The 26578-nt window shown below is 65.3% G+C and carries 21 protein-coding genes; 15 read left to right on the forward strand and 6 right to left on the reverse strand.

Annotated elements, in window-relative coordinates:
- Positions 1-53: 53 nt before the first annotated feature.
- Positions 54-476, reverse strand: a complete 423-nt coding sequence (locus tag VT03_RS25470; protein ID WP_075095606.1) for a cupin domain-containing protein — start codon at positions 474-476, stop codon at positions 54-56.
- A gap of 260 nt (positions 477-736) precedes the next feature.
- Here VT03_RS25470 and VT03_RS25475 point away from each other — a divergent pair, with 260 nt between their 5' ends.
- The 4 genes from VT03_RS25475 (at position 737) to VT03_RS25490 (ending at position 6434) form a co-directional block, all read left to right on the forward strand.
- Positions 737-1537, forward strand: a complete 801-nt coding sequence (locus tag VT03_RS25475) for a class I SAM-dependent methyltransferase (RefSeq protein WP_082846528.1) — start codon at positions 737-739, stop codon at positions 1535-1537.
- Positions 1538-1725: 188 nt separating this feature from the next.
- The gene (locus tag VT03_RS25480) at positions 1726-3144 is read left to right on the forward strand and encodes a tetratricopeptide repeat protein (protein WP_197489082.1); all 1419 of its coding nucleotides are present in this window, start codon (positions 1726-1728) and stop codon (positions 3142-3144) included.
- 170 nt (positions 3145-3314) lie between these two features.
- Complete coding sequence (locus VT03_RS33785) at positions 3315-4874, forward strand: hypothetical protein (RefSeq protein ID WP_075095608.1); 1560 nt, start codon at positions 3315-3317, stop codon at positions 4872-4874.
- Between the two features lie 45 nt (positions 4875-4919).
- Positions 4920-6434 (forward strand): hypothetical protein, encoded by a 1515-nt coding sequence (locus tag VT03_RS25490; RefSeq protein ID WP_075095609.1) that lies wholly within the window; start codon positions 4920-4922, stop codon positions 6432-6434.
- A gap of 196 nt (positions 6435-6630) precedes the next feature.
- On the opposite strand, the gene VT03_RS25495 is transcribed toward VT03_RS25490, so the two are convergent.
- Positions 6631-7893 (reverse strand): HD-GYP domain-containing protein, encoded by a 1263-nt coding sequence (locus VT03_RS25495; protein WP_075095610.1) that lies wholly within the window; start codon positions 7891-7893, stop codon positions 6631-6633.
- A gap of 147 nt (positions 7894-8040) precedes the next feature.
- The gene (locus VT03_RS25500; protein ID WP_075095611.1) at positions 8041-10782 is read right to left on the reverse strand and encodes a response regulator; all 2742 of its coding nucleotides are present in this window, start codon (positions 10780-10782) and stop codon (positions 8041-8043) included.
- Between the two features lie 470 nt (positions 10783-11252).
- On the opposite strand from VT03_RS25500, the gene VT03_RS25505 reads away from it, so the two are divergent.
- Both VT03_RS25505 and VT03_RS25510 read left to right on the forward strand, forming a co-directional pair.
- Entirely contained in the window at positions 11253-12002 is a 750-nt protein-coding gene (locus VT03_RS25505; protein WP_075095612.1) for an efflux RND transporter periplasmic adaptor subunit, read from the forward strand.
- A gap of 771 nt (positions 12003-12773) precedes the next feature.
- The gene (locus VT03_RS25510) at positions 12774-13166 is read left to right on the forward strand and encodes an ArsR/SmtB family transcription factor (RefSeq protein ID WP_075095613.1); all 393 of its coding nucleotides are present in this window, start codon (positions 12774-12776) and stop codon (positions 13164-13166) included.
- A 433-nt stretch (positions 13167-13599) separates the two neighbouring features.
- Here VT03_RS25510 and pepT read toward each other — a convergent pair whose 3' ends face one another.
- Positions 13600-14826, reverse strand: a complete 1227-nt coding sequence (gene pepT / locus VT03_RS25515; protein ID WP_075095614.1) for a peptidase T — start codon at positions 14824-14826, stop codon at positions 13600-13602.
- A gap of 145 nt (positions 14827-14971) precedes the next feature.
- Positions 14972-15529 carry a ribosome recycling factor gene (gene frr, locus VT03_RS25520; RefSeq protein WP_075095615.1) on the reverse strand — a complete coding sequence of 186 codons (558 nt, stop codon included), beginning with the start codon at positions 15527-15529 and terminating at the stop codon, positions 14972-14974.
- A 451-nt stretch (positions 15530-15980) separates the two neighbouring features.
- Between frr and VT03_RS25525 the strand changes: the two genes are divergently transcribed.
- Both VT03_RS25525 and VT03_RS25530 read left to right on the forward strand, forming a co-directional pair.
- Entirely contained in the window at positions 15981-17162 is a 1182-nt protein-coding gene (locus tag VT03_RS25525) for an iron-containing alcohol dehydrogenase (protein WP_075095616.1), read from the forward strand.
- Between the two features lie 21 nt (positions 17163-17183).
- Positions 17184-17882 carry an RluA family pseudouridine synthase gene (locus tag VT03_RS25530; RefSeq protein ID WP_075095617.1) on the forward strand — a complete coding sequence of 233 codons (699 nt, stop codon included), beginning with the start codon at positions 17184-17186 and terminating at the stop codon, positions 17880-17882.
- A gap of 351 nt (positions 17883-18233) precedes the next feature.
- On the opposite strand, the gene VT03_RS25535 is transcribed toward VT03_RS25530, so the two are convergent.
- Entirely contained in the window at positions 18234-19349 is a 1116-nt protein-coding gene (locus VT03_RS25535; RefSeq protein WP_075095618.1) for a sugar phosphate isomerase/epimerase family protein, read from the reverse strand.
- A gap of 197 nt (positions 19350-19546) precedes the next feature.
- Between VT03_RS25535 and VT03_RS25540 the strand changes: the two genes are divergently transcribed.
- The 7 genes from VT03_RS25540 to VT03_RS25570 all read left to right on the forward strand — a co-directional run bounded on the left by VT03_RS25540 (position 19547) and on the right by VT03_RS25570 (position 26475).
- A complete protein-coding gene (locus VT03_RS25540; protein ID WP_075095619.1) occupies positions 19547-20665 on the forward strand; it encodes a citrate/2-methylcitrate synthase in 1119 nt (372 codons plus the stop codon).
- A 195-nt stretch (positions 20666-20860) separates the two neighbouring features.
- Complete coding sequence (locus VT03_RS25545) at positions 20861-22561, forward strand: sensor histidine kinase (RefSeq protein ID WP_075095620.1); 1701 nt, start codon at positions 20861-20863, stop codon at positions 22559-22561.
- A 444-nt stretch (positions 22562-23005) separates the two neighbouring features.
- Positions 23006-24394, forward strand: coding sequence for a proline dehydrogenase family protein (locus VT03_RS25550; protein WP_231870521.1), 1389 nt, complete (start codon positions 23006-23008; stop codon positions 24392-24394).
- 12 nt (positions 24395-24406) lie between these two features.
- Positions 24407-24823, forward strand: coding sequence for an acyl-CoA thioesterase (locus VT03_RS25555; RefSeq protein WP_075095622.1), 417 nt, complete (start codon positions 24407-24409; stop codon positions 24821-24823).
- Positions 24824-25039: 216 nt separating this feature from the next.
- Entirely contained in the window at positions 25040-25516 is a 477-nt protein-coding gene (rplM, locus tag VT03_RS25560) for a 50S ribosomal protein L13 (RefSeq protein ID WP_231870522.1), read from the forward strand.
- A gap of 86 nt (positions 25517-25602) precedes the next feature.
- Entirely contained in the window at positions 25603-26124 is a 522-nt protein-coding gene (gene rpsI, locus VT03_RS25565) for a 30S ribosomal protein S9 (protein WP_075095623.1), read from the forward strand.
- Positions 26125-26205: 81 nt separating this feature from the next.
- Complete coding sequence (locus VT03_RS25570; protein WP_075095624.1) at positions 26206-26475, forward strand: type B 50S ribosomal protein L31; 270 nt, start codon at positions 26206-26208, stop codon at positions 26473-26475.
- The last annotated feature ends 103 nt before the right edge of the window (positions 26476-26578 follow it).

The raw sequence follows: 26578 nt of genomic DNA on the forward strand, positions 1-26578 counted from the left end.
CGGGTGCTGTCGGTGTCGGCCGCGGGATCGCCTCCCGGGATGCTCAGCGGGGCCTACTTGTCCGCCTCGGGGATGGCGAGCTGCTTGGCATCGCGGGGATGCAGGACGACGGCCAGGACCCGCGTCGTTCCCGTCTCCGCCGGGTTCTTTGACACCCGGTGCAGGCAGCCGGTCGGCTCGTAGAACGTCTCGCCCGCCTTGAAGATCTTCGTCGGCTGGTCGTCGATCCCGAGTTCGTAAGTCCCCTCCAGCACATAGCCGAAGACCGGTCCCGGATGCCGGTGCGGTTTCCCCGCGACTCCCGGGCCGAGCGTCACCTCGACCACGCTGGTGTTCGTCTCGTGTCCGTCGAGCTTTTCCGTGATCTCCTGCATGGAGATCAGCCGGACCTTGTCGGCCCCGTCCTTCGGCAAGGCGCACATGCCGGCGATTCCAAATGAAACGCCTAGCGTCAGAGCGATGATCGTGCGAGCCATGGCTTTCCTCTCAATCTGAAGTCCTGTTTCCGGGCCGACGATCGGCCAATTCACCAAGAGGACTCCCGGGTGAGCGAATTTGTGACAGAGGGGGCGGGAATTGCGGAGAGATCGAGCTCCACGATTCAAAGAAGGCAGGTCCCGTTGCCCGGGCCCGCTCTCCGAGCAACTGTGGGAGATCGGCCGTCCTCTCTACCTTCGGCCTTCCGCCTTAAGCCTCCAGCCTCTCCCAATCGGACACTCGCCGCTACGCTGTCCGCATGTCCCACCTCGAACAGAACCGCCACGCCTGGAACTACCTGGCCGAGTCGAAAAGCCAGTTCGCCCACACCGCCACGGACGAGGAGTGCGCCCACCCGCTCGTCCCGCTCGACGGCCGGGGCTGGCTCCCCGGCAGCGTCCAGGGGCTCAACGTCCTCTGCCTGGCGGCGGCCGGCGGCTGGCAGTCGGTCCTTTATGCGTGCGCCGGGGCGAACGTCACGGTCGTCGACCTCAGCCCCTCGATGCTGGCCCTCGACCGGCAGGAGGCCGACCGCCGCGGACTTTCGATGACGATCCTTGAAGGGAGCATGGACAACCTCTCGATGCTCGAAGACGCCAGCTTCGACATCGTCCACCAGCCGGTCAGCACCTGCTACATCCCGCGGCTCCAGGACGTCTACAACGAGATCGCCCGCGTCCTCCGGGACAAGGGCCTCTACATCAGCCAGCACAAGACCCCCACGTGTCTGCAGGTGGTCGACCGGGATCGGCATGACCGGTACGTCATCGGGATTCCGTACTACATCGGCGACGACCCGCTTCCGCCGGTCGGGGACACGTCGTACCGGGAGCCGGGGGCGACGGAGTACCTCCATCGCTGGGAAGAACTCGTCGGCGGGCTGTGCCGGGCGGGCTTCGTGATCGAGGACCTTACCGAGCCGAAACGGGGCGATCCGGCGGCAAAACCGGGGAACTTCCGTCATCGCGGCATGTACGTCGCCCCGTATTTAAGGATCAAAGCCCGGCGAATGCGGGAAAAGACCGCGATTCCCGGCACGAAGCCGATCTGGCTGCCGTAGGGACGGACGCGGCGAGGCGGATCGGCCAAATTGCCTCGCGGCATTCGTGACCGGCGCCGCTTTCGCCCGTAGAATTCAACCGGCCTCCTGTCTGGAGTATGGTTCCGGTGCCCCGGAGCCGGGATCGGCTCGGGCGCAGTGGAATCAACTCTCCCGTTCCCACCGATCAGGTCAGGAGGAGAGTGGTCATGACTACGGCGGTAGCAACAGCGATGAGCGACGAACAGCCCGAGTTCCGCAACAGCGAAGACAACATCAAGCGGGCCACGCTCTGCTACAAGCGCGGGGTCGAGGCGGTCGAGAAGCTGAACTGGGACCTGGCGGGGGAGATGTTCCTCAACGCCGTCAAGTTCTGTCCGGACAAGCTGAACTTCCGCCAGCTCCTCCGCAACAGCCAGTGCAAGCGGTACAAGGACAACAAGACCGGGGCCGGCACCCTCGCCAAGATGAAGCTGACCGGGATCCGGGGCCGGATCAAGAAGGCCAAGGTCGCCCAGACCTGGGCCGAGGCCGACCTGGCCTGCGAAGAAGGGCTGATGCTGAACCCTTGGGACGTCGCCCTGAATGTCGAGCTCGGCGAAGTGGCCCGGGCCCGCGGCTTTCTGGACATCGCCAAGTTCAGCCTCAACTTCGCGCGGGGGCTCGACCTCAAGAACCGCGACATCAACGTCCGGCTCGCCGAAGTCCTCAAGGAGAAGGGGGAGTACGACGAGGCGACCAAGATCTGGCAGCACCTCTACAACCTCGACCCGACCGACGCCCAGGCCCGGTCGGAGATGACCCGTCTCCAGTCGCAGAAGGTGGCGGAGAAGGTCGAAGGGGCGACGACCTCGCGCGAGGCGATGAAGGAACCGAACGTCTTCGCGAAGCCGCAGCGGGAAGCGGCCGCCCCCGGCCAGTCGATCGAGCTGGACCTCAAGCACGCCATCCGCAAGGAGCCGACGCGGCTGGAGCACTACCTCAAGCTCGGCGAGTTCTACAAGCGGGCCAACAAGTTCGAGGAAGCGATCGAGGTCCTCAATCAGGGGCTCGCGGTCAGCGGCAACTCGCCCGACGTCCGGGAGAAGATCGAGGATATCGACCTCCTGCTCCTTGAGCGGAACCTGGAGAACGCCAAGGTCGAAGCGAGCAAGGGGGAGAACGAGCAGGCCCGCCTGCACGCCCGGTCCCTGGCCGAAGAACTGCTTAAGCGGGAGATCGAAGTCCTCCAGCGACGGACCGAGCGGTATCCGGCGGACCTCGGCCGGAAGTATGAGCTGGCCTCCCGCTACATGCGGGTCCAGAACTGGGCCCAGGCCATCCCGCTGTTCCAGAAGGCGACCCAGGACCCGCGACTCAAGGTCAAGGCGCTGTTCAACCTCGGCAAGAGCTTCATGTACGACAAGAAGCTCAGCCTCGCCCGGGGGCAGTTCGAGCGGGCGATCCCCGATCTGAACTTCGACTTTGATCCCGAGCTCTTCAAGGAGTGCTACTACTGGGCGGGCCGGATTGCGGAAGAACTGAAGGATCCGGCCAAGGCCGAAGAATACTACGGCCGCGTCCTCGAACGGGACTACGACTACAAGGACACGAAGGATCGCCTCGAAGGTCTCCAGGGGGGAGGCTGAACTCGGCTCGCGCATCCGCGGTCCGCAGGTCACAGCCGGTTCCCGCGGACGGAACGCCTGGTTCCGACGAACGCCGCCGCGGGGTGAGTTTCCTTTTGCGTTTGGGACGTTCGGAACGTATCTCCCGCGTCGAGGCGCGAAAACGCGCCTCGACGTTTCGGGAGAGCGAAATGGGCCAGACCGTTCTGAGTCGAACGTTGGACCGGGAGATCCGTCTCTTCATGCGGCCTCTCGTCTGTCTGTTCTGCGCCGCGTTGGTCGGCGCGGGTCTGATGGCGAAGGTCGCCGCAGCCGAGCCGGACCGACCCACGGCCGCGGAGATCGGGCTGGAATGGGGGCCGGAGACGACGGTCATTTCAGAACCGCGGACGGCCGACGGCTATCCGGACTACGTCGAGTTCCTCAACCGGCGGATGAGCGCCGGCGTCCCGAAGGAGGAGAACTTCTGGGCCGCGATGTGGGGGGCGGTGGGGAACATCGAGCGCCTCCCGGAGCCGCTTCTGGAGCGGGTCGAGCGCGGACTGCTGAGCGACATCGATTCCGAACCCCGGATGGAAGCGCTCTGGACCCTGGTCGGGGTGACAGGGGAGGCGGAGGCGGCGCTGAGCAAAGCCGTTGGGCAGGCGCAATCGGGTCCCTGGCGGCGGGGAGACCATCCCGAGCTTCAGCTCTGGCTCGATGTCAACGACGAGGTCCTCGCAAGAGCGTCCGAGGCGGCTCGCCGCCCGCGGGGCTGGATGCCAGTGCTGGGGATTTCCGACCCACGTGTGACCACAAGGACCGTCGCGCACGTGGCGGCGGCCCGGTCCGTGGCCCGCCTGCTGAAGATCCGGGCGATGCGGTGCCTGGGGGATGGTGATCATGAAGGGGCCTGGAGCGACCTGATGACCGCGCATCGCATCGCGGGGCACCTGGAGCGGGAAGACTTCCTGTTCGATCGCCTGTGCGGGATGGAGATGCGGGCGTCCTTGCGGAAGCCGCTCGGGCACTGGCTGTCCCGGACTTCGCTCGCGGCAGAGGAGCTCGAACGCCGGCGCTTGGAATGGGCCTCGGTCATCCCGGTCTGGTCCGCGTCCGCAACCCTGGAGACGATGCGGTTCGAGTTCCTGGAGAAGGTGCTGGCTCTCAAGTCGGGGGCCTGTTCGATCGAGATGTTCACCGGCAGCCGGGATCACGCCGCCACCAACCAGCTGGTCGTCGACGCCGTGGACCTGAACGAGGTTCTCCGCGAGGGGAACCGGATCTTGGACGCGCTGGACGCGGTGCTGAAGCTCGACCATCAGGCGACCCGCCTCGTCGGTCTCCGCGAGATCGTGAAGCCCCTCGAGGAGGTCCAGCAGCGGATCGGAGGCGAAGGGAATCTGATGCCGGTGTTCCTCCAGTCTCTCCTGGAAGGGCAGGACCGTTTCCTGGCCCAGTTTCTCGTCCGTTTTGACGCCCGAAGCATCGAGATTCTGGAGATCCAGTCGGTCGCGGATGCGGCCAAGCGGGCTCTCATGAAAGCCGCTTTCCTGGCCAGGATCCAGATGGCCGACAGCGGAGCGGCGGCGATGACGGTCAACGCCTCCTATCCCCTCGACCCATTCTCCGGCGCGGCGCTCCGCTCGCAGCGGACGGAGAAGCAGTTCGTCCTCTACAGCGTGGGGCCCGACCGGCAGGACGACGGGGCCAAAGAGCACGAGGAGGGGCCGGGAAACGACGACATCCGCATTGTCCTCGATCTGCCGTAAACTCCGGACTCGGTTTTTACCTCCGGATTCGATGAAGCACGATCGATGCGCCACCTCCTGACGCTCGCTGTTCTTGCCTGCGGGATGATGTGGTCCGCAGCCCCTCGCGGCGTGGAGGGGGCCGACCCGCTGCGTCGGCGTTCGGCCGCCGAAGTCGGCCTGCGGCTCGGCCCGCAGACCACCGTCATCACGGCGCCGCTGACGGATGAGGGCTACCCCGACTATGTCGAGTTCCTCAATCGTCGGCGGCGGGCCGGAGTCAAACCGGAGGAGAACTTCTGGGCGGCCATGTGGGGGGCGATGGGGAGCGTCGGCCGGATTCCGGAGGCCCGCCGGAAACAGCTCGAGCTGCGTCTCGAGGTCCGCATTCCCGCTGAGCCGCAGATCCGCGAACTGACTCCGATCGCCGCCCGGTTGGGGCTCTCCGCGGACCTGACGGAACAGATGCGGACGACGTCGTCCCGCCCCTGGCTCCCCGAGGATCACCCCGCGATCCAGCGGTGGCTGGAAGAGAACGAGGCACTCCTTGCCGCGGTGACCACGGCCGCCCGACGCCCCAAGGCCTTTACCCCGCTTTTCCGGCTGGAGGGCGAGCCGCTCGTGTTCCAGTCGTTGGCCCACGTCGATGGAGCCCGCACGGTCGCCCGGATGCTCGCCTGCCGTTCCATGCGGCGGATCGGAGCAGGGGACCTCGACGGCGCCTGGAGCGATCTGCTCACCGTGATCCGGATCGCGCGGCACATCCAGGGGGGAGAATTGCTGGTGGAGTGGCATCTGGCGGCGAGCGTTCGCGGGCTGGCCTGGGCTCCGCTGGCCGAGTGGCTTTCCGTCTCCCCGCACCCCGCGGACGAACTGCGTCGGAAGTGGGAGGAACTCTCGGAGGTTGCGATCCCGAGGCCGTTTCACGAGGCGGTGGAATCCGAGCGGTATCTCTACCTGGACTTCCTGCTGAGGCTGAAGTCGGGAGATCTCCTGCTGGAAAGCTGGATCGGGGGAAAGGGGAACTGGGCCGCAAATCAGCTGGTCGTCAGCGGCATGGACATCAACGCGGTCCTGACGCGTGGGAATCAGACCTACGACGCGGTCGCGGCGGCCATGAAGGCGGAGGAGCACGCGTTGCGGTTGCGCGACATCGAGAAGGCGGTCAGCCCCCTGCACGAGGCCGATCGTCGCGTCGGGACCGACACCGATCTTGTCGCCGCGATGGCCCGGTCGATTTTCCAGGAGCCGACGACCCTCCTGGCGGACTTCCTTGCGGCCCGATTCATCAGCTTCGGCGTCAACAACGAAGAGATCCTGACCGAAGATCTCGCTCGAACGGCGGTTGCGAAGGGGGCCTTCCAGCTGCGAATCGCCGTCGCGGAAGGACGCGATCTCCCGGCCGAGGGGGCGGGAGCGCTACCCAGTGACCCCTTTTCCGACGCGCCGCTGAAGATGGCCCGGACCGGGGAGCGGACGATCATTTACAGCGTCGGGCGCAACGGGCGGGACGACAACGGGAATGGCTATGGCGACCGTCCGGACACCGACGACATCCGGCTGATCCTGACCGGGCCGTGACCGGACTCCCTGCGGTTTGGTGAGGGGGCATACGGCACGCTGTCCGCGCTTGGACACGCAAGGTTTCCGATGGCGTCCGAAGAGACAGGCCTTCGGCGGGCAAGGGGGCCCAAAGAAGAACAAGACAGTCCCCCTTGCATCCCCCACCGGGGTCGCCCTTGGCCCCGGTGGTCGTGCCCGGAACGACGGTTTCCGGTCAGGCCTCCGTGCGGGAGTCCATGTCCATGTAGTCCATCTGGATTTCGATGATTTCGGCGCTGCGGCGGAAGAAGGCGTCCAGCACCGTCGGATCGAAGTGCGTGCCGCGGCCTTCGTTGAGGATCGCGAAGCACTTCTCGCGGGGGAAGGCGGGCTTGTAGGGACGCTTCGTGCTCAGCGCGTCGAAAACGTCCGCCACGGCGGTCATCCGGCCTTCGATCGGGATGTCTTCCCCCTGCAACCCCAGCGGATACCCCGTCCCGTCCCACCGCTCATGGTGCGTCTGGGCGATCCGGGCCGCGAGCATCAGGAGCGGCGAACTGGCGACGTTCAGCAGGTTCGCCCCCAGGTTGGCGTGGCTCTTGAGCATCCGCCAGTCGGAGCTGGTCAGCGGGGAGATGATGTCCTTCCCCATTGCGCAGTGCCGGCGGATCCGCTCGAGCTCGTCCGGCTCGAACTTGCCGGGCTTCCGCAGCACCGCGTCCGGGACGCCGATCTTGCCGATGTCGTGAAGCTGCGCGGCTAGCTCCAGGACCTCAACCCGCGACTCGGCGTAGCCAAGCTCGCGGGCGATGACCCCGACGTACTTTCCAACGCGGACGACGTGCCGGCCTGTGTCGTCGTCGCGGTATTCCGCGGCCCGGGCCAGGCAGTGCACGACCTCCTCGCGGGAGGCGGCGAGCTCGGCGGTCCGCTGGCGGACCTGCTCTTCGAGCTGTTCGGCGTGCTGGGCGAGCTGGTCCCGGTCGTGCTTGCTGAGGAGGACGTTCCGGACGCGGGGGAGGAGCTCGTACGGATCGACCGGCTTGGCGAGGAAGTCCGTGACCCCCAGCTCCAGGCAGACCCGCTTGAGCTCCACCTCGGTCGAGGCCGAGAGGATCAGGACGGGAATCTGCCGCAGGCGGTCTTCCAGGCTCAGGAGATGCAGGATGTCGAGCCCGCTCACTTCGGGCATCATGATGTCGAGCAGGATCAGGTCGGGCCGGTCCGCCCGGATGCTGGCGATCGCCTGCCTCGAATCGGTGATCGGGAGAAAATTCGAATAGCCCGCGTCCGCCAGGTGCTTCCGGACGACGCGGACGTTCAGCTCCTCGTCGTCGATGATCGCGATCCGCGCGTTCTTGACGTTGACCGAGCGGCGGTGCGCGAACAGGTCGAACGGTCGCGGCTGCGAACCTCCCCCGGTCCGCGGGACCGCGGGTGCGGGGGCCGGAGTCGGGTCGGTGGGGATGTGATCGAGCGGGGAGATCGAGGACAGCATGAGGCGTTTCCGATGGGACAGCCTCCCTGCCTTCTTCAACTGATAGGTCACTCGCCGCGTGCCGCGTGGCGATTTCTCAACGGAACGTCCGAATCCCCGGAACCGGATGGAGCGGTCGCAGCGGTTGTGCCGCCGTCTCCGACGGCGTCAGGCGGAAATCTCGACCCGTCCGAGGAGCTCGCCGATGGCCTGGATCGCCTGAGCGGCTGCCTGGGGATTCTTCTCCTGGGCAGCCCGCTCCAGATCCCGGGCTGGCGTGGTGAATTCGGGGAACCCTACGGTTCCGCCCGCCCCTTTGAGCCAATGCCCCCGCCGGGCGAGGGATTCGAGCCCGCCCGGATGCAGGTCCGCGATCATCAGCCGGTGCTCGTCCCGGAGCTTGCCGACGAACTGCTCGACGATCGACCGGAATTCCGGGTCGCTCATTGGCAGACGCGAGGTGATCGGACCCTCTTTGCGGAGGGGGGGCGGCGCCGGTGGGGCAGGGAGGGGGCCGCCGCGGGTGCGGGCCGCCTCCAGGAGACGGAGGGAGGGGCGGGTGAACTCCCGGCCGGTCTCGTCCGGCACGGGAAGGGGTGAGTACGCTGCCGTCGCGGGAGCAGCGACGGGAGCGGTGGGGGCGGTGGAGAGGGGAGGCTGGACGGTCCGGATCTCCCGGTGAGGGAACGGGGCGGACAGAATGCCGCTTTCCGAGGCGGTCCGGGGGCCGGTACCGCGGGAGGAAGCTGCCGGCTCCTGGGGGGCCGCTGCCGGGGCGGGGAGGCTCGCCGGTTCCGCCGGTTCTTCGGCCCGCCCGACGATGTTGGCGATCCGGCCGAGCAGGACGTCGATGTCGACCGGCTTCGTCAGGAAGTCAGAGCATCCGGCCTCCAGGCACTTCTCGTCGTCCCCGGTCATGGCGTGCCCGGTGAGGGCGATGATCGGCTTGCGGAAGTTGTGGTCGCGGAGTTCGCGCGTCGCCGTGTATCCGTCCTTGACCGGCATCTGCATGTCCATCAGGACGACGTCGAAGTCCCGGAGGGAGACGATGTCGACTGCCTCCTGCCCGTTGATCGCCTGCTCCACCGTGGCTCCGGCCCGCTTGAGGACCAGGCAGAGGAGGCGGCGGTTCGCCTCGCCGTCGTCGACCACCAGGATCCGGCACTTTCGCAGCCGGATCGACACGGGATTGGTGTTGCGGTTCTGCTGGCGGTTCCGGATCTCGACCAGCGCCTCGTCCGCCGTCGTGAGCCGGAACCCCTTGGTGTTTCCGGTCGGAATCCGCAGCGAAAACGTGCTCCCCTCGCCGGGCTGGCTGGTGACGACGATGTCACCCCCCATCGCCCGCGCGTACCGCCGGCTGATGACGAGCCCCAGTCCCGTCCCGCCGAATTTTCGCGTCACGGTCGAGTCCGCCTGAACGAACGCCTCGAACAGACCCGCGACGACGCTCTCGGACATCCCGACGCCGGAATCGGTGACGTCGACCCGCAGGATCGGAGCTTTCCCTTTCTCCGCCTCGTAGGACGAGACGACCGTCACGCCCCCCTTCTCGGTGAACTTCACCGCGTTCCCGACGAGGTTCATGAGGATCTGCCGCAGCCGCGTCGGGTCGGACTGGATCCCTTCCGGGATCGGCGCGGCGGAGCTGTACTGGAGCGTGATCGCCTTCTCGCGGGCGTTGACCCCCAGGACGTTCACGACGTCGAACAGGATCTCGTGCGGATGGGTCTCGAGCGTCTCGATCTGGAGGTGTCCCGCCTCAATCTTCGAGAGGTCGAGGACGTCGTTGATGAGCCCCAGGAGGTGCGTGCCGCTGGAGTGGATCGTGTTGAGGTATTCGACGGCGTGCTGCCGCGACTCCGCCAGCCCCCGCCGGAGGACGTCCGTGAAGCCCAGGATGGCGTTCATCGGCGTGCGGATCTCATGGCTGATGTTGGCCAGGAACTCGCTCTTGGTCCGGCTCGCCTGTTCGGCGGCATCGCGGGCGGCGCTCAGGTCCAGCTTGTACTGCTCGAACAGGGAGATGTCGTCGAACGAGGCGATCTGGCCGGCGAACGCCCCCCCCTCGGAATAGAGAGGAGAGGCCGTCACCCGCAGCACGAGTGTCCGGCCGTCGATGTTCCGCAGGTGGAGGGTGGCGTTCTCGACCCGGCACTCGTCGTGGATCACCACGGTCCAGGGGGGCTTGAAGTCGTCCTTCGGAGGGAGGATCCACGGCAGGATCTCGGGCCGCTTCCCCGTCAGCAGTTCGAGCGGCTTGTTGACCAGCCCGCAGAACGCGGAGTTGGCGTACTGGATCTGTCCGCCCGCGTCGAGGACCAGCACCCCTTCGGACAGCCCCTCCAGGAGCCGCCGCATCTTGCCGGGGACGAGCGAGTCGGTCAGGGCGGCCGAGTCCGCCAGGGCCATTCCGGTCCGGAAGATCTGGTACAGGACGAGGAACAGGATGGCCGCCGCCCCGACCCAGATCGAAACCAGCCGCAGGGAGGGGACGATGCGGGGGATCGGATGCATCCGCAGGTCGAGCGTCCCCCACCGCTGCTGGCCCTGGAACAGGGGGACCTCCAGATGCTGCTCGGGGTCGGCGAATCCCGTGTCCCAGTCCTGGTGGGTTGCCGACGTGATCGCCGGCTGCTCCCCTTCGGGAATGAGCCGGACCGACGCGATCTCCGGATGGATCTCCGGCAGCAGTTCGATCGTCCGCTGGAGCGTCTCGTTGTCCCCGCGCGTCAGGAGGACCGAGGCGTTCGAGGCGATGACGTGCGCCAGGTTGGAGCGTTCCCGGACGATCGAAATCATCCGGTTTTCCGTCAGCCAGTGCGTCGAGAGCACGCCGGAGACGCACAGCGCGATGAACGAGACCTGCAGGGCTCGACGTCCGCGAGCGGTCCGGACGTGCGGGGACATGGGGGCTCCGAGGCGGCAGGGAGGCGGGGGACCGGGCGAAACGGGACCGGGAATCAGGGACGAGGCGCGGGAGTAGGCTCCGCACGCGCCCTGTTGAAGATCGGCAGGGGGGGAGGGAGGAGTTGGCGCGATGCGGGATTGTCGCCCGGTCGGGCTGCGGATGAGGACGCGGATAGGGGATATGCCGTGACCAGCCAGCGGGAGGACCCTTCGGATTGCGGCGACCCTGACGGTCGTACGGCGGGCTGCGGTCGGGATTGGCCTCTTCGACGCGGTCGAGAAGGATTTCCTTCAGTCGGGCGGTGCGGGGGAGGCCGTGAACAGTTTGCCCAGACTCTCTGGAATCGAGTTTTCTGCCGATTGGACCTCGCGGGCCGGAACGAGCATGGGCCGGCCCGCGAGGCCCGTCCGATGTGACGAAGGGCTGGCCCGCACGCACCCGGCGGGCCGGAAGTCTCGGGAGAGTGGACTTGAAACCGACCTACTCATGGCTGGCGACCGCCTGGCTCGTCGCGTTCAGCGCGGCCTCCCTTTCCGCGGGAGAGTTTGTCGGGGTGTTCGAGTCGCCGAGCGAGGTATCGCTCCGGTTCGCTCAGGCCGGCCGGATCGGCTCGGTCGCGGTGTCGGCCGGCGATCAGGTCGCGACCGGTCAGATCCTGGCGACGCTGGAATCGGACTCGGATGCGGCGTGGGCCCGCATCCAGCAGGCGCGGCAGGAAGCCGCGGACCTGTGGAGCGCGGCGGCGGCTCGCTCGGCCGCCGGACAGGAAGCCCGGGACCGCGAACTCCGGTTTCGCGAGCTCGATCTCGAATTCCGTCGGCTGCAGGCCACCCGTGAAGCCCTCCTGATTCGGGCTCCGACCGGAGGCGTCGTGACGAAGATCCAGTTCCAGAGGGGAGCGGACATCCTCCCGGGGGGACCGGCCGTCGTGACTCTGCAGCCGATCAACGCTCTGTTCGTCTCCGTGGCGATTCCCGCGACGGATGCGGCCCGGCTGGCGCCGGGAGCGGGCGTCCGGATCCAGGCGGGGCAGCCATCGCAGTCCGGGGAAGGCGTGGTCTTTCGGCTCGATTCCCACGGTCCGTCGCCGCGGGCCCTGATTCGCGTCGAAAACAACCAGCAGCAGTTCGTCCCCGGCCAGACGTGTCGCGTGTCGACCTCAGCCGCGGGGGCCCCGACGCAGATCGCCGAAATCGACGATTTCACTCCGGTCCGCTAGACCGCTTTCACGGCGGCGAGCATCTCGGGGGGCCGTTTCGGACGGACAACCCGGTCTGAGGCCCAAACCCGGCGGCACATCCGTCTGGAATCGGGCCCGAGGCCCTTTCCGACGTCGACGGCAGGGGGCTCACCCGTTCTCAGGCGGACCGGCTCCGCTGATGGTTCCGACGGGCGGGGACCGTCGGATTCTGGAGCGGGCTTTCGGGCGTTCGCCGCGTGGCGCTCTGCCCCGCTTTCTTTCCGAAGGCACCGGAATTCCCTTTAACGGAACGACACATTTTGATGGAATGTCCTGTTCATGGGAAGGATCACAAACTTTTCATCGCGTTGTAAGTGGCTTTTGGGTAACGCGTTGTGGAAAAGCTGTTCGTGCATGACCCCACAAGGTCATTGACGACCTCGAATCAGTGAATGATAATCCGGCCGGTCGCACACGATCCTTCGAACGCTCAGGTTCGCCAATGTCCCGCAGCCTTGTTTCCCATTCCGTATCCTTTCTGACGGATGGCTGCTGTCGAGCCTGATGGTTCGAAACGTAAGTTTCGTCCGTTGCCACCCATCCCTTCTGGCAACGGTTTTCAATCAGAACACGCCAATTCGGAAAACTGGAGTCGTCCTCACTTCGAGGGCCCGCTCACGGTGTTTTTGTTGGCGCTGAAAGATCCGACCTTTGGACGAAGAACTTCCGCACAAAGCGGACTCCATATTCCCAGCCGAGACTGGTTCGGACGACCCGTTTCCGGCGCCCTCTTCTCAGAACGAGAGTGACATGAATTCTGCCGTGTTGGATGCACAGTTGGCCAAGGCGACGGCCACCCAGATTCCCGAGCTGTCGGATAAGCTCGAGAAGGACCTTGTGCAGGTCTTCAAGCTGATGGCGGACGAAACCCGCCTCAAGATCCTCATGTATCTGATCCGCGAAGGCGAGCTGCACGTCTCGGCTCTCTGCGAGCGGCTCAACCAGAGCCAGCCGGCCGTCAGCCACCACCTCGCCCTGCTGCGGGTGGCCGGTTTGATCGAGCCCCGCCGCGACGGCAAGCACAACTTCTACTCGGTCCAGAAGAACAAATTCCACGAGATCGTGGCTCAGGTCTTCGAGAACTTCTCCGGCGAGAACCAGTCGGTGAAGTTCGAAGAGTTCACGATCAGCCAGAAGAGCTAGATCTTCGGCGACCGCTGCTGGACTCGACGCCCGACGCAAGTCGGGCGTTTTTTTTGTAGCCACGTCGTTCCGGCTTTCTTGAACCGCGTCCTTGCCGGCACGGCGTGATAGCTCAGACCCAACGTGCTACGGCAGCCGGGGTCAAGGGGGCAACCCCTTGCCGCCGGAGGCGCTTCCATGAGGAACCGTGGGGCACAACGGGCGTCCCTTTTGTGGTACCCGCGTTGAATCACACTGCTGGCTTTGCAATCCCCGCGGGTTGGTGAGGGGGCATACGGCACGGTGTCCGCGTTTGGACACGATCTCCTTCAGATATCTTTCGACGGCCAGGCCTCCGGCGGGCAAAGGGGGCCAAGAAAACAAGACAGGCCCCTCTGCACTCCCCACCAGGGGTTACCCCTGGACCCCGGCGAATATGACCGGAGCGAGATGGCTACTCGGCCCAGGCAATCGCAAGCTGAACCAGAACGTCGACCGCCTTCTGCATCTCCTCCAGGCTCGTCCACTCGAGCGGCGAATGAGGATTGTGCTGCCCGGACGAGAGGTTCGGCGTCGGCAAACCCGCTTCGGTCATCAACGCTCCATCCGTCCCGCCGCGGATGATGTCGAGCCGCGGCTCCTGGCCCGTGCGGCGGACCGCCTCAATCGCCTTCGCCAGAGCCCGCGGCTCCTTCTGCAGCCCATCCCGCATGTTCCGGTACTGCCGCCGAATCTCGACATCGATCCGACAACGCGGCTCCTGCTTCATGAGCTCCGCCGCGATCCCGGAGAGCAGGTTGGCGTGGTCCTTCAGCTTCTCGGTCTCGAAGTCCCGGAGGATGATCCGCGCCGACGCCTGCGCCACCCCTCCTTCAATGTGATAAGGATGGAGAAACCCGTCCCGGCCATCGGTCGACTCCGGAGAGAGGACCTCCCGCGGGAGACGGTCGAGGAACTGGCTGAGCAGCCGGATGGCGTTGACCAGCACTCCCTTGCCGACCGAGGGATGGGTGTTCCTCCCGTGGACAGTGACGATCGCCAGGTCGGCCGAGAACGTCTCGTAGTCGATCCGCCCCATGCCGCCGGAGTCGAGGGTGTAACCGCACACTCCGCCGAGCTTCTGGAAGTCGAGCCCTTCGATCCCCCGGCCGATCTCCTCATCGACCGTGAAGCAGACCCGGACCGGCCCATGCGGGATTTCGGAGTGGGCCATGAGGTGCGCGGCGGCGCTCATGATCTCCGCCACCCCCGCCTTGTCATCGGACCCCAGCAGCGTGGTGCCGTCGGTCGTGATGATCGTCCCGCCGATGAGCTTCTTGAGCGACGGATTCTCCGCCACGGTCAGGATCTTCGTCGGGTCGCCCGGCAGGACGAGGTCTCCTCCGGCGTAGTTCCGATGCACGATCGGTTTCACGTTCGTGCCCGAGTATTCGGGCGACGTGTCGACATGGGAGTTCCACACGATCATCGGCGCGTCGTGCGGGACGTTCGACGGAACAGTCGCCATCACGATCCCGCGCTCATCGCACGAGACGTCGGCCAGACCCATCGCCCGACACTCGTCGGCGAGCATCCGGGACAACACGAGCTGCTTGGCAGTGCTCGGCGAAGTCGAGCTCGTTTCATCCGACTGCGTATCGATCTGGACGTACCGCAGGAAGCGTTCGAGGAGCGTGGACATGGTGAGTTTTCAGTTCTCAGTAATCAGTTGTCAGTCAGAGGGGCGGGGCAGAGTGAGACGAAGCCGGCCAGTTCTACGAAAAAGCCCGCGGAACGGATCCCGCGGGGCTGAGGTTTTACTGAGAACTGACGACTGACAACTCCCCCTACTCGTTCAGTTCCTTTTCCTTGTCCGTCGCGAAGCCGTTGACCTTGGTTTCGTAGGTCTTGGTCAGTTCCTGGACCTGTTCCTTGCCATCCTTCGCCTCGTCCTCGGTCATCGTCTTCTCTTTTTCCGCCGTCTCGACCGCCTTGTTGGCGTCGCGGCGGATGTTGCGGATGGCGACGCGGGCCTCTTCGGCCATCTTGTGGACCCGCTGGATCAGCTCCTTGCGGCGCTCGCCGGAGAGGGCGGGGACGTTGATCCGGACCATGCGGCCGTCGGACATCGGGGCCATCCCGGCGTCGCTCGACTGGATCCCCTTGACGATGTCCTGGAGCTGGGCGGCATTGAACGGGCGGATCACGATCTGCTGCGGCTCGGGACAGCTGATGTTCGCGATGTGCTTGAGCGGGGTCCACGTGCCGTACACTTCGACCTTGATCGAGTCGACGAGGCCCGGCGTGGCCCGGCCGGTGCGGAGACCCTGCAGCTGCGTCCGGTACACGTCGGTCGCCTTGTCCATACGTTCTTCGGCGTCGAACAGAATCTCTTCCAGCGTCATGGCATCACTCGTTGGTCGGGAACAATTCGGTCACGCGCAGGGAGGTCGGCGACCGGGGTAGTCCGGATTCGTGGCGACGATATCCGAGAGACTCCTTATTGAGAAGACACGGGCCGGGGGCCCCTTCCCGAAATCCCGTTCCAGGCACTGCTTCCGTGGCGGCGCGAGGAATCGGCTCGGGGTGGAGCAGGGGACCGGAGGGGTTTTCGCTCGAGTGACTTCTTTTCGCCGAAAGGGCCGTTTTCATCTTCCCTTGAAGGAGCCCCGGAGCCGATTCCCCACAATAGGACCGAAGACCCCCGAGCGGCTTCGCCCGACGATCGCGGGGACGGTCCGACTCCACTCCGAATTCCGGACAAGAGGTCGCATCAACAAACGCCTCGCCCTCCCCGAATCGCCCCCCGCCTCTTAGAATCGGAAGTCCCTCCAACCCACGCCCAGCCCTCCCCCGATGATCGAGCCCAACCTCCTCTCCTCGGAACTGGCACCCTTCGACTTCGACCCCCGGACCCGTGTCGTCTTCGGCCCGGGAACCCTCTCCCGTCTCGGTGAACTGGCCCGCGAAATCGGCGGTCACAGGGTTCTGCTGGTGACGGACGCGGGGCTCAAGAAGGCGGGGCACCAGGACCGGGCTGCGGGGCTGCTGCGGGAGGCCGATTTCGACGTGGCCGTTTTCGACGAGGTCCGTCCCAATCCGACAACGGCGGATGTCGACCGCGGGACCGCGTTCGCGAAAGAGAGGGGGGTCGACCTGATCGTCGGCCTCGGGGGCGGGAGCAGCATGGACGCCGCCAAGGGGATCAATTTTCTCCTGACGAACGGCGGGCGGATGCAGGACTACAAGGGGAACAACAAGGCGACCAGGCCGATGCTCCCCCTGATCGCGATCCCGACGACCTCCGGGACGGGCAGCGAGGCCCAGTCCTACGCAGTCATTGCGGACGCCGAGACGCACATGAAAATGGCGTGCGGCGACAAGAAGGCCGCGGCCCGCATCGCCATCCTGGATGCGGAGTTGACGGTCACGATGCCGGCGTCGGTCACCGCGGCGACCGGGATCGACGCGATGAGCCATGCCCTCGAAAGCTACGTCTCGACGGCACGGAACCCGGTGTCGATGCTGGTGGCCCGCCGCGCCTGGAATCTCCTGGCGCGAGCCTTCCCGATCGTGCTGACGAACCCGGATGACGTTGAGGCCCGCGGGGCGATGCTGCTCGGCGCCCATCTGGCCGGGATGGCGATCGAGAATTCGATGCTGGGGGCGACGCACGCCCTGGTGAACCCGCTCTCGGCCCACTTCGGAACGGTTCACGGTGTTGCGATCGGGATCATGCTCCCGCATGTCCTGCGGTTCAACAGTGAGCTCGTCGACCCGCACTACCAGGATCTCGCCTGGGACCTGGGAGTGGACGTCCCGCCCGGCGAAACGGGCGGTGAAGTCCTCGCCCGGGCGATCACGAGCTATGTCAAGGCGGCCGAGTCGCCGACGACCTTGTCCGCGTGCGGGGTGAATGGCGACCTCTTCTCCCAGATGGCGGGTGAAGCGTCGGAGCAGTGGACCGCCCGATTCAATCCGCGCGCGGTCGATGCACGGGCCCTCGAGCGTCTCTATCATGCGGCTTTTGACGCGTGAGCGGCGACGGTGGCGGAGACCATGGCGGCAGCACTGGAGATTCTTTGCGAGGACGGGCCGGTGATTGCCGTCAACAAGCCGCCGGGGATGGTCTCGCAGGCGGGGCCACCGGGGATTCCGAGCATCGTCAACGAGGTGAAGGCCTACCTCGCCCGCAAGTACAACAAGCCCGGGGAGGTCTACCTCGGCGTTCCGCATCGTCTGGACCGGCCGGTCTCCGGTGTGCTGGTCTTCTCGCGGAACTCAAAGTGTGCGGCCCGGCTGGCGGAGCAGTTTGCCGAGCGGCAGGTGAAGAAGGTGTACAGGGCGGTTGTCGAGCGGCCGCCGGAGCCGGAGAGCGGAGAGTTAGTCGACTGGCTGTATCGGATTCCGAATGAGCCCCGCACGGTCATCGCGACGCCCGACACTCCGGACGCTCGGGAAGCGCGGCTGAAGTACCGGACGATTGCCCGGGCGAAGGGGAGGGCTCTTGTCGAAGTCGATCTGGGGACGGGGCGGATGCACCAGATCCGGATTCAGCTTGGGAGCCGGGGCTGGCCGATCGTTGGCGATGCGCAGTACGGGGCGACGACGTCGTTTCCGGGGACGCGGAAGAGCGATGAGTACGACGTCCCGATCGGGCTGCATGCGTATCAGCTGACGATCCTGCATCCGATTCGGTATGAGCCGCTGACGATCACGGCGCCGTTGCCGAAGACGTGGGATGTGTTCGGCTTCTAACGATGTGCGAAAACCAGAAGCGCGTCCACCAACCGGGTCCAGGGGCTACCCTGGTGGGGAGTGCAGAGGGGCAACGCCCCTTTGCCCGCCGGAGGCCTGGCCGTCGGGGATGTCTGAAGGAGTAAGTGTCCAGGCGCGGCCAACGTGCCGGATGCCCCCTCACCAACCCGCGGGGAGTGCAGGGCGTGCGGTGAGTCGTCAACGCCGGTTCCGCAAAGGGAAAGCCCGTCGTTTGCCACGGTTCCTCATGGAAGTGCCTCCGGCGGCAAGGGGGTGAGACCCCCTTGACCCCATCGGCCGTAGCACATTGGGTTTGAGCTATGGGCGCCGCGCCGGCATGAACGGGGGCGATCAGCGCGCGGGAGTCAGCCCCAGGCCCATCTTCTTGCAGTACGCAATGCTCCGCTCAATCTCGCTCTTCTGATACTCCTGATCCGCCAGCTTCCGGTCCGCGCCAGCCGGCGGCGACCACGGATCACGCGGCTTGCCGGTCTTGGCAATCGCGATCATCCGCGACAGATCCTTCGCCTTCGACTTCGGCCACGCCTTCCAGAACTCCTCCGTCAGATACGGGATCTCCCGGTTGAATCCGGAGATCGTCTCAATGTTCACCGGAATGCCGGGACAAAGCTCCGCGAACCGCGCGAAGTACGGCTTCCAGTCAATGTTGCCGTCCCCCATCGCCGTCCACTGAACCGTCAGCCCCTTCGGGCTCTCCCAGATCGCCGAATCGCGAAGGCTCGTCGTGATGACGTAGGGACCGAGCGTCTCCAGATTCGTCATCGGGTCCTCAAGCGTCCAGACGGCGTTTCCGCTGTCCATGTTCGCCCCGACATAGTCCTTGCCCGCCTCTTCGATCAGCTGGACCAGCTCCCACGACTGCATATCGCCGGCATGGTTCTCGACGGCGATCTTCACTCCCGAATCGATCGCCTCGCTCCGGCACGCCTTGCAGACTTTGACCGTGTCTGCGATGCGGGCCTCGATACCGCCCGGGGTAAGCCGGTCGGAACCATTTCCGAGGATCACGCGGATCACCGGCGAACCGAGATCTTTGGCCGCCCGGATCCCCAGCCGAAGGTGCTCCTCGGCCGTGCCGCGGTTGTTGCGGAACGTCGTGGAGGTCGGACAGATGCTCCAGGAGCCGAGGTAGATCTTGAGGCCTGCGTCGTCCGCCTGCTTGCGGATCGGCACGAGGGCCTTCGTCTCCAGGCTCTCGAAGGCGTCGAGGTCCGTGATGAACAGGATGTCGACCTGGAGCTTGGCCGCGTATTCGATCAGCTGCGGAGCCTTCCACCCCATCGCCCGCACGGCAAAGTTGTCGATCCCCAGCGGAGTCCCGGACTTGGCTGATTCTCCCGCTCCCCAGGCGGCACCGGTCCAGGCGGGGACCGCCACAGCCGAAGTCAGGGCGGCCCGCAGAAACGAGCGGCGGGAAAGATCGAACGCGGCGCGGCGGTCAGTCATGGTTCGCAGGGGCAGATGAGTCAATCTGGGCAAGCGCCGCGGACCCTCCGAAGAGTGCAAACCCGCGGGGCGCCTGATGATGCCGTCCATCGTGGTAGGCGGCAACGGAACCGGGTAGGATCCCTCGACAACGGCCCGGCAGTCTCGACGTTCGGGTGACACAGAACGGAATCAACTCTTCTGCAGGGATGACGCGCATGCCGCTGGAAATCTTCTATCCCGGACTTCGTGGGGTCATTGCCGGGGAAACGAATATCTCCTCCCTCGACGACGGGCTGACCTACCGCGGCTACTGCATTCACGAGCTGATCCAGGATTCGACGTTCCTGGAAGTCGCCTACCTCCTCCTCAACGAGGACCTGCCGAACGAAGAGGAACTGGCGGACCTGCGGAGCATCGTCCTCGACGAGAGCGAGCTCCCCGAGCAGGTCCTGGCCATCCTCGACGGCCTGCCGATGCACGTCGCCCCGATCGACGCTCTCCGCACCGGGATCACGACGCTGGCGCATTTCGACCTCCAGCCCGCCGACGGTCCGCTCCAGGGGGGAATGACCCAGGCGGTCCGGCTGCTGGCCAAGGCCCCGCTCATCGCCGCGGCGTGGCACCGGGGACGCCGCGGTCTGCCGCTGCTCGAGCCGCAGGTCCACCTGGGCTACGGCGCGAACATCATGTACCTGTTCACGGGGAACGAGCCCCCAGTCCTGTTCGAGCGGGCCTTCGAGGCGGCCCTGATCGCCGCCGCCGAGCACGAATTCAATCCGTCGACGTTCGCGGCTCGGCTGGCCGGATCGACCGGCAGCGACGTCTTTGCCGCGGTCTCCGCGGCGCTCTCCGTCCGGTCGGGGGATCGGGCCGGGGGAGGGGATGATCGCGTTCTGGACTCGCTTGAGGAGGTTGAAACGGCGGACCGGGCAGTCGCCTGGGCCGAGGCTCACTCGGATCCCGATCTCGCCCTGCCGGGGTTTGGGCATCCGGTCTTCAAGGACTGCGATCCCCGGGCGGCGGCGCTCGAAACCCACTGTGCGGAACTCGCCGAAGGGTGCGGTCACGCGTCAATGGAAGAGATCGCCGACGCCGTCGAGCGGGCGGTGTGGGAAGTCCGGACGCAGCCGGCGAATCTCGACTGGTCGTTCGTCCGCCTGATGCACTACCTCGGAATCCCGCGGGACGCGATTCCGGTCGTGTTCGTCCTGGCCCGGATGGTCGGCTGGTGCGCTCACGCCATCGAGCAGGCGGAGACCGGTCACATCATCCGTCCGCGAGCCCGCTATCGCGGCGTGGAAGCCCGGCCGTACGTTTCGCTCGCCAGTCGGTAACACGACAGGGCAGGGGACAGGCGGCCCGGGGCGGGGAACGGCGTTCGGTGACGCGGCCAGGGGGCGGTCGGGCGGAGTCGCGGCCGGCTTTGGGCAACTTGCGAAAGCTCTCTGTCCAAACTGGCGGCGGGCCATCATCCTTCTCCCTTCAGTCTTAAGACTTCCGCCTTCAGTCTCCCCCCGCCTCCGTTCCCCATGTCGTATCGCACGATCAAGCGGCTCTTCGGCGAAACAAGCCTGGAACGCAAGACGCGGTTCTTTCTGGGGGGGGCCCTCCTGATCCTGATCTCGGGAAGCTTCTACGTTTACGCCCAGCTCAACCTGGGGGTCGTCCGCGATCAGTTCCGTCAGCGGGTGCAGCTCCTCATCGCGCACAACCTGAGCTCGATCCACTGGCAGCACAACGCCACGTCCCACGAGGACGCGAACTTCGGCAGCGAATTCGAACTCCTCGCGTCGAGCCGGAACATCCGGGACCTGTCGCAGGAGCTCAAGCCGGAGACGCTGCGGGAGGACCGCTGGAAGTTCCTGTCCGCCGATCCCAAGGCCCCCACGGAGAAACGCCCCGCCGACGACGCGGAATCGTCCGCCGTGCTGGAGATCGAGCAGGAGCTCAAGAAGATGAAGGACCAGCTCGCCGATCCGGCGGTGGCGCTCCCTTACATCATTTCTCCCAGCCCCAAGACCGGTGAGGACTTCTACTTCCAGCCGATCCTGGCCCGTCCCTACTGCGTCACCTGCCACCAGCGGAGTGATCCGGAGCTCAAACCGAACGGCCTTCTGGGCGTGGGCAAGGTGACGTTTCAGCTCAAGGAGACCGAAGGGGACATTGCCCGCAACAACGCCATTCTGATCACGCTGGCGATCGTGACGAGCTTCCTGGCGATGATCGCCACGTACTCGATCGTGCGGTACGTCGTGGTGCGGCCGGTGCAGCACCTCAAAGAAGTCTCGGACTCGATTGCTCACGGCGACCTTGAGCAGCGGGCCGACATCCGGACGGGGGACGAATTCGAGGAACTGAGCCACGCCTTCAACCGCATGCTCCGCCACCTTGTGACTACGCAGGACGAACTCAAGGAGGTGAACGCCAGCCTCGATCACAAGGTCGACGAACTGGCCCAGGCCAACCTCAGCCTGCATGAGATGAACAAGCTTCGGAGCGAGTTCCTGGCAACGATGACGCATGAGCTCCGGACCCCACTGAACAGCATTCTGGGGTTTAGCGACGTTCTGGCATCGGCGGACAACCTCGATACGCGGCAGCAGAAGTATGTCGGGAATATCCAGGTGTCCGGCCGGGCCCTGATGACGCTGATCAATGACATCCTCGACCTCGCCAAGATGGAGGCGGGGAAGATGCAGCTGCACGTCATCGAGTTCGTGGTCGCCGACCTCGTGGAGCGGCTGGCCGGCTCGATGCTTCCGCTGGCCGAGAAGAAGAACATCAGCCTTGATTCCGAGGTCGATCCGGCGATTCCGGTGGTTCGGCAGGATGCGGGGAAGATCCAGCAGATTCTGTACAACCTTCTCTCCAACGCGGTGAAGTTCACTCCCGAGGGAGGCCGGATCCGGATTACGGCGAAGCGTTACGATGAGAAGTTCTTTGATCTGATCGTGACGGATACGGGGATCGGGATTCCGCTGGATGATCAGTCGGTGATTTTTGACAAGTTCCGGCAGGGGCGTTCCATTCCGGGGCAGAGCAATCCGCTGACTCGTGAGTACGAAGGGACGGGGCTGGGTCTGTCGATCGTCAACGAGCTTTGCCGGCTGTTGGGTGGCGACATTTTGTTGGAGAGTGAGTTCGGGAAGGGGAGTACGTTTACCGCGCGGCTGCCGATTGACATTGAGGCGGCCCGGACGGAGGCGGAAGGCGGAATGGAGCGGCTTTGATCACACCGGGGTCCAGGGGGAACCCCTGGTGGGGGATGCAAGGGGGCAACGCCCCTTTGCCCGCCGGAGGCCTGGCCGTCGAGAGATGTCTGAAGGAGTGAGTATCCAAGCGCGGACAACGTGCCGGATGCCCCCCTCACCAACCCGCGGGGATTGCAAAGCCAGCGGTGTGGCTTGAGGGAGTCCTCATAGCTGGTGCCACAAAGCGGGGTCCGTTGCTTACCACGGTTCCTCATGAAAGTGCCTCCGGCGGCAAGGGGTTGAGACCCCCTTGACCCCAGGCGGCCGTGGCACATTGGGTTTGAGCAATGGAAGTCGTGCCGGCAAGGACGCGGTTCGAGCCAGCGGGACAACTGCGGTTTTCCATCCGTTCCATGAGATGGCAGCTTCACCTCGCCCCCCGTAATATGCGGGGCTCCCGTTTTGCAAAGGAGTGGCTTGGTGGTGACGAGTTCGACCGCATTGGAAGACGAAATCGAACAGCGGACCCGGGAGATCGGCCGCGATATCTGGAACCGCCTCGAACGGCGACGTCCCACCGTGTTCGAATCCCGCTGGTGGCTCGATCACGTCCTCGAATGGGCCATGGCCGATCAGGCGGTCAAAGTCCAGATGTTCCGCTTCGTCGACGCGCTCCCCATGCTTCGCTCGAGCGAGTCCGTCACCCAGCACCTCCAGGAATACTTCGAAGACGTCCGGCTGAAGCTGCCCCTCGCCGCCCGCCTGGGGCTCGACATCGCCGAGCATGACTCGCTCCTCGGCAAGGCCCTCGCCTTCAGCGCCCGGACCAACGCCCGGAAAATGGCGGAACGGTTCATCGCCGGCTCCCGCGTCGACGAAATCTTCCAGGCGGTCACCAAACTGCGGAAAAAAGGACTCGCCTTCACCCTCGACCTCCTCGGCGAGGCGGTCATCAGCGAACCCGAGGCCGAAGCCTACCAGCGGGCCTACCTCGATCTGATCACCGGACTCGCGCCGCAGGTCGCCAAGTGGCCGGAGCACCCGGTCATCGACCGCGACCTCCGGACCTGGGCGCCGCGGTGTAACGTCTCGCTCAAGCTGAGTGCCCTCGACAGCCAGTTCAAGCCGCTCGACGCCCGCGGGACCTCGGAACGGGTCAAGGCCCGGCTGCGGCCGATCCTCCGGGCGGCCCTCGAGCACGACGCCCATGTCCACATTGACATGGAGCACTACCACTACAAGAACCTGACGCTGCGGATCTTCAAGGAGGTCCTGCTGGAAGAGGAATTCCAGCGAATGGACCACGTCGGCATCGTGATTCAGGCCTACCTGCGCGACTCGGGCGAGGATCTTCGTTCGCTGCGGCAGTGGGCGGAAGAGCGGGGGACCCCGGTGTGGGTCCGGCTGGTCAAGGGGGCCTACTGGGACTACGAGACGGTCGCGGCCCAGTACCGCGGCTGGCCGACGCCCGTCTACCTGGAGAAATGGCAGACCGACGCCAACTTCGAGCAGCAGACCCGCTACCTGTTCCAGAATCACGAATGGCTGCGTCCGGCGATCGCCAGCCACAACCTGCGAAGCCTCGCCTACGCGATGGCCGCCGCCGACGTCGAAGAGCTGCCGGAAGAGGCCTGGGAAATCCAGATGCTGTACGGCATGGCGGAAGATCAGGCCCTGCTGTTCGCCGAAGAAGGCCAGCGGGTCCGCGTCTACACGCCGTTCGGCGAAATGCTGCCAGGGATGGCCTACCTCGTGCGGCGGCTCCTGGAAAACACGTCCAACGACTCGTTCCTGCGTCACGCTTACGACCGGGATGTGAAGATCGACGACCTGTTGAGAAGCCCGTCGCCGCCGCGGTCGACTCTCCCTTGAGACCGGACTCCGATGACCCGCCTTACCGAACACTCGATGGAGATCCGCGTCCGCTACAGCGAGACGGACGCGATGGCCTTCCTGCACCACGCGACGTTCTTCGTCTATTTCGAAATGGGGCGGACGGAGCTGTTTCGCGCGGCGGGCGGGAGCTACCGCCGGATGGAAGAGCGGGGGTTGTTTTTCGTCGTGACCCACATCGAGTGCGACTACAAGACCCCGGGGCGTTACGACGATCTCCTGACGCTGACGACCCGGATCTCGCGGATGTCGTTCGCCAAGCTGGAGCACACCTACGAGGTCACCCGCCAGGGGACGCTGGTCGCCAAGGGGAAGAGCGTCCTGGCGTGCCTCGACAGAAAAGGTGAAGTCCAAAGACTTTCGGAAGAATTGCTCTACGAGACGCCGTCGGCCGAAGGCGACGCGTGATCCGGCTCTGCCAAACGAGACAGACGTCCGCCGTCGCCTTCCCGTCGTCGCGACGCAATTCGCCTTTTCTTCCTTCGGCCTTAAGCCTTCCGCCTTCAGCCTCTTTTGTCCCCGCTCCAGTTGAACGCACGGGCCGCTTCCGATACACTGCGCGTTTCCGCATTTGGCCGGGGATCCGTATCCCATTTGGTGGTTGAGAGTTAGAGGATCTGAGCAGTGTCCAAGACGTTCATGGCGAAGAAGGAATTGACGCAACCCAACTGGTACGTTGTGGATGCGGACAATCAGATCGTGGGCCGTCTGGCGACGAAAATTGCGACGATCCTCATGGGCAAGCACAAGCCGGAGTACACGCCGCACGTGCTGTCCGGTGACTGCATCGTGGTGATCAACGCCGAGAAGATCCGCTTCAGCGGTAAGAAGCTCTCCCGCGAAGAAAGCCCGTATTTCACCACCAAGATGGCCGCCAAGGGCTATTCCCGTTACACGGGTTACCCGGGTGGTCACCGCACCGACACTGCCGCCGAGCTGCTCACCAAGAAGCCGGCGTTCATCCTCCGGGAAGCGGTTCGCCGGATGCTGCCGAAGAACAAGCTCGCGTACAAGATGCTCAAGAACCTGCGGCTCTTCGTGGGGACGAACCATCCTCACCAGGCTCAGCAGCCGCAGGAACTGCCCGCTTATCTCAAGTAGTCTGTCGGCTCGTCGTCCCGTTGTTGCCCGCCGGCTGTCTGCCTGTTTCCCGTCTTTGACTCTGCCTGTTTGCCAGGATTTGTTTGATGTCGACTGACACTCTGCCCGCCACCGAGGCTGTAAGCGATCTGACCCTGGGAACCGGCGCCGTCGAAGGTGCCGAAGCCGAAGTGGCGCCGGTCGAGCGTCCCGCTCCGGTCATTCGGGGTAAGATTGACCGCTTTGGTGCGGCTCTCGGGACCGGCCGTCGGAAGACCGCCGTTGCTCGCGTCCGCATCACGGACGGCTCGGGCAAGATCACCGTCAACGGCCGCGAGTTCAAGGAATTCGTGACCCTCGTCCGCGACCAGCACGACGTTCTCGCTCCGCTGCGGGCGACGAACATGGCGGAAGCGGTTGACATCGCCATCCAGGTCAACGGCGGCGGCCCGACCGGTCAGACCGGGGCAATGGTCCTCGGGATTGCCCGTGCCCTTGAAGCCAAGAACCCGCAGCTGCACGCGACCCTCGCCGAAGGCAAGTTCCTGAGCCGCGACGGTCGTGCGGTTGAACGTAAGAAGTATGGCCATAAGAAGGCCCGCCGCAGCTTCCAGTTCTCGAAGCGTTAATCGGTTGGTGTTCCGGTCCGGTCCAGTCCACTGCGTCGGCTGTCAGCTTTGAGCTTTCGGCCCTCAGCCTTTTGAAGTCCCATGAAGAACGACATCCATCCCGACTATCACCCGGTCGTCTTCCACGACATCGGTGCCAACTTCAAGTTCCTGACCCGCTCCACGATGACTTCCAAGGAGAAGATCAAGTGGGAGGACGGGAACGAGTATCCGCTCGTCACGATCGACATCAGCGCTGCCTCGCACCCGTTCTTCACCGGCAAGATGAAGTTCATCGACACCGCCGGCCGGATCGAGAAGTTCCAGAAGAAGTGGGGCGTCAAGAAGCCTGAGGGCGAAGCCTCCAAGTAGCGGCCATCTCTCAACGAGCGGTCGACGCACCCGGTGCGACGCCCGCTCGTTTTGTTTTGCGCGGTGGTTGGTTTCGGTACCGTCGGTGATGGGGTGCCCCTGG

Source organism: Planctomyces sp. SH-PL14 (genome assembly GCF_001610835.1).
GTDB lineage: Bacteria > Planctomycetota > Planctomycetia > Planctomycetales > Planctomycetaceae > Planctomyces_A.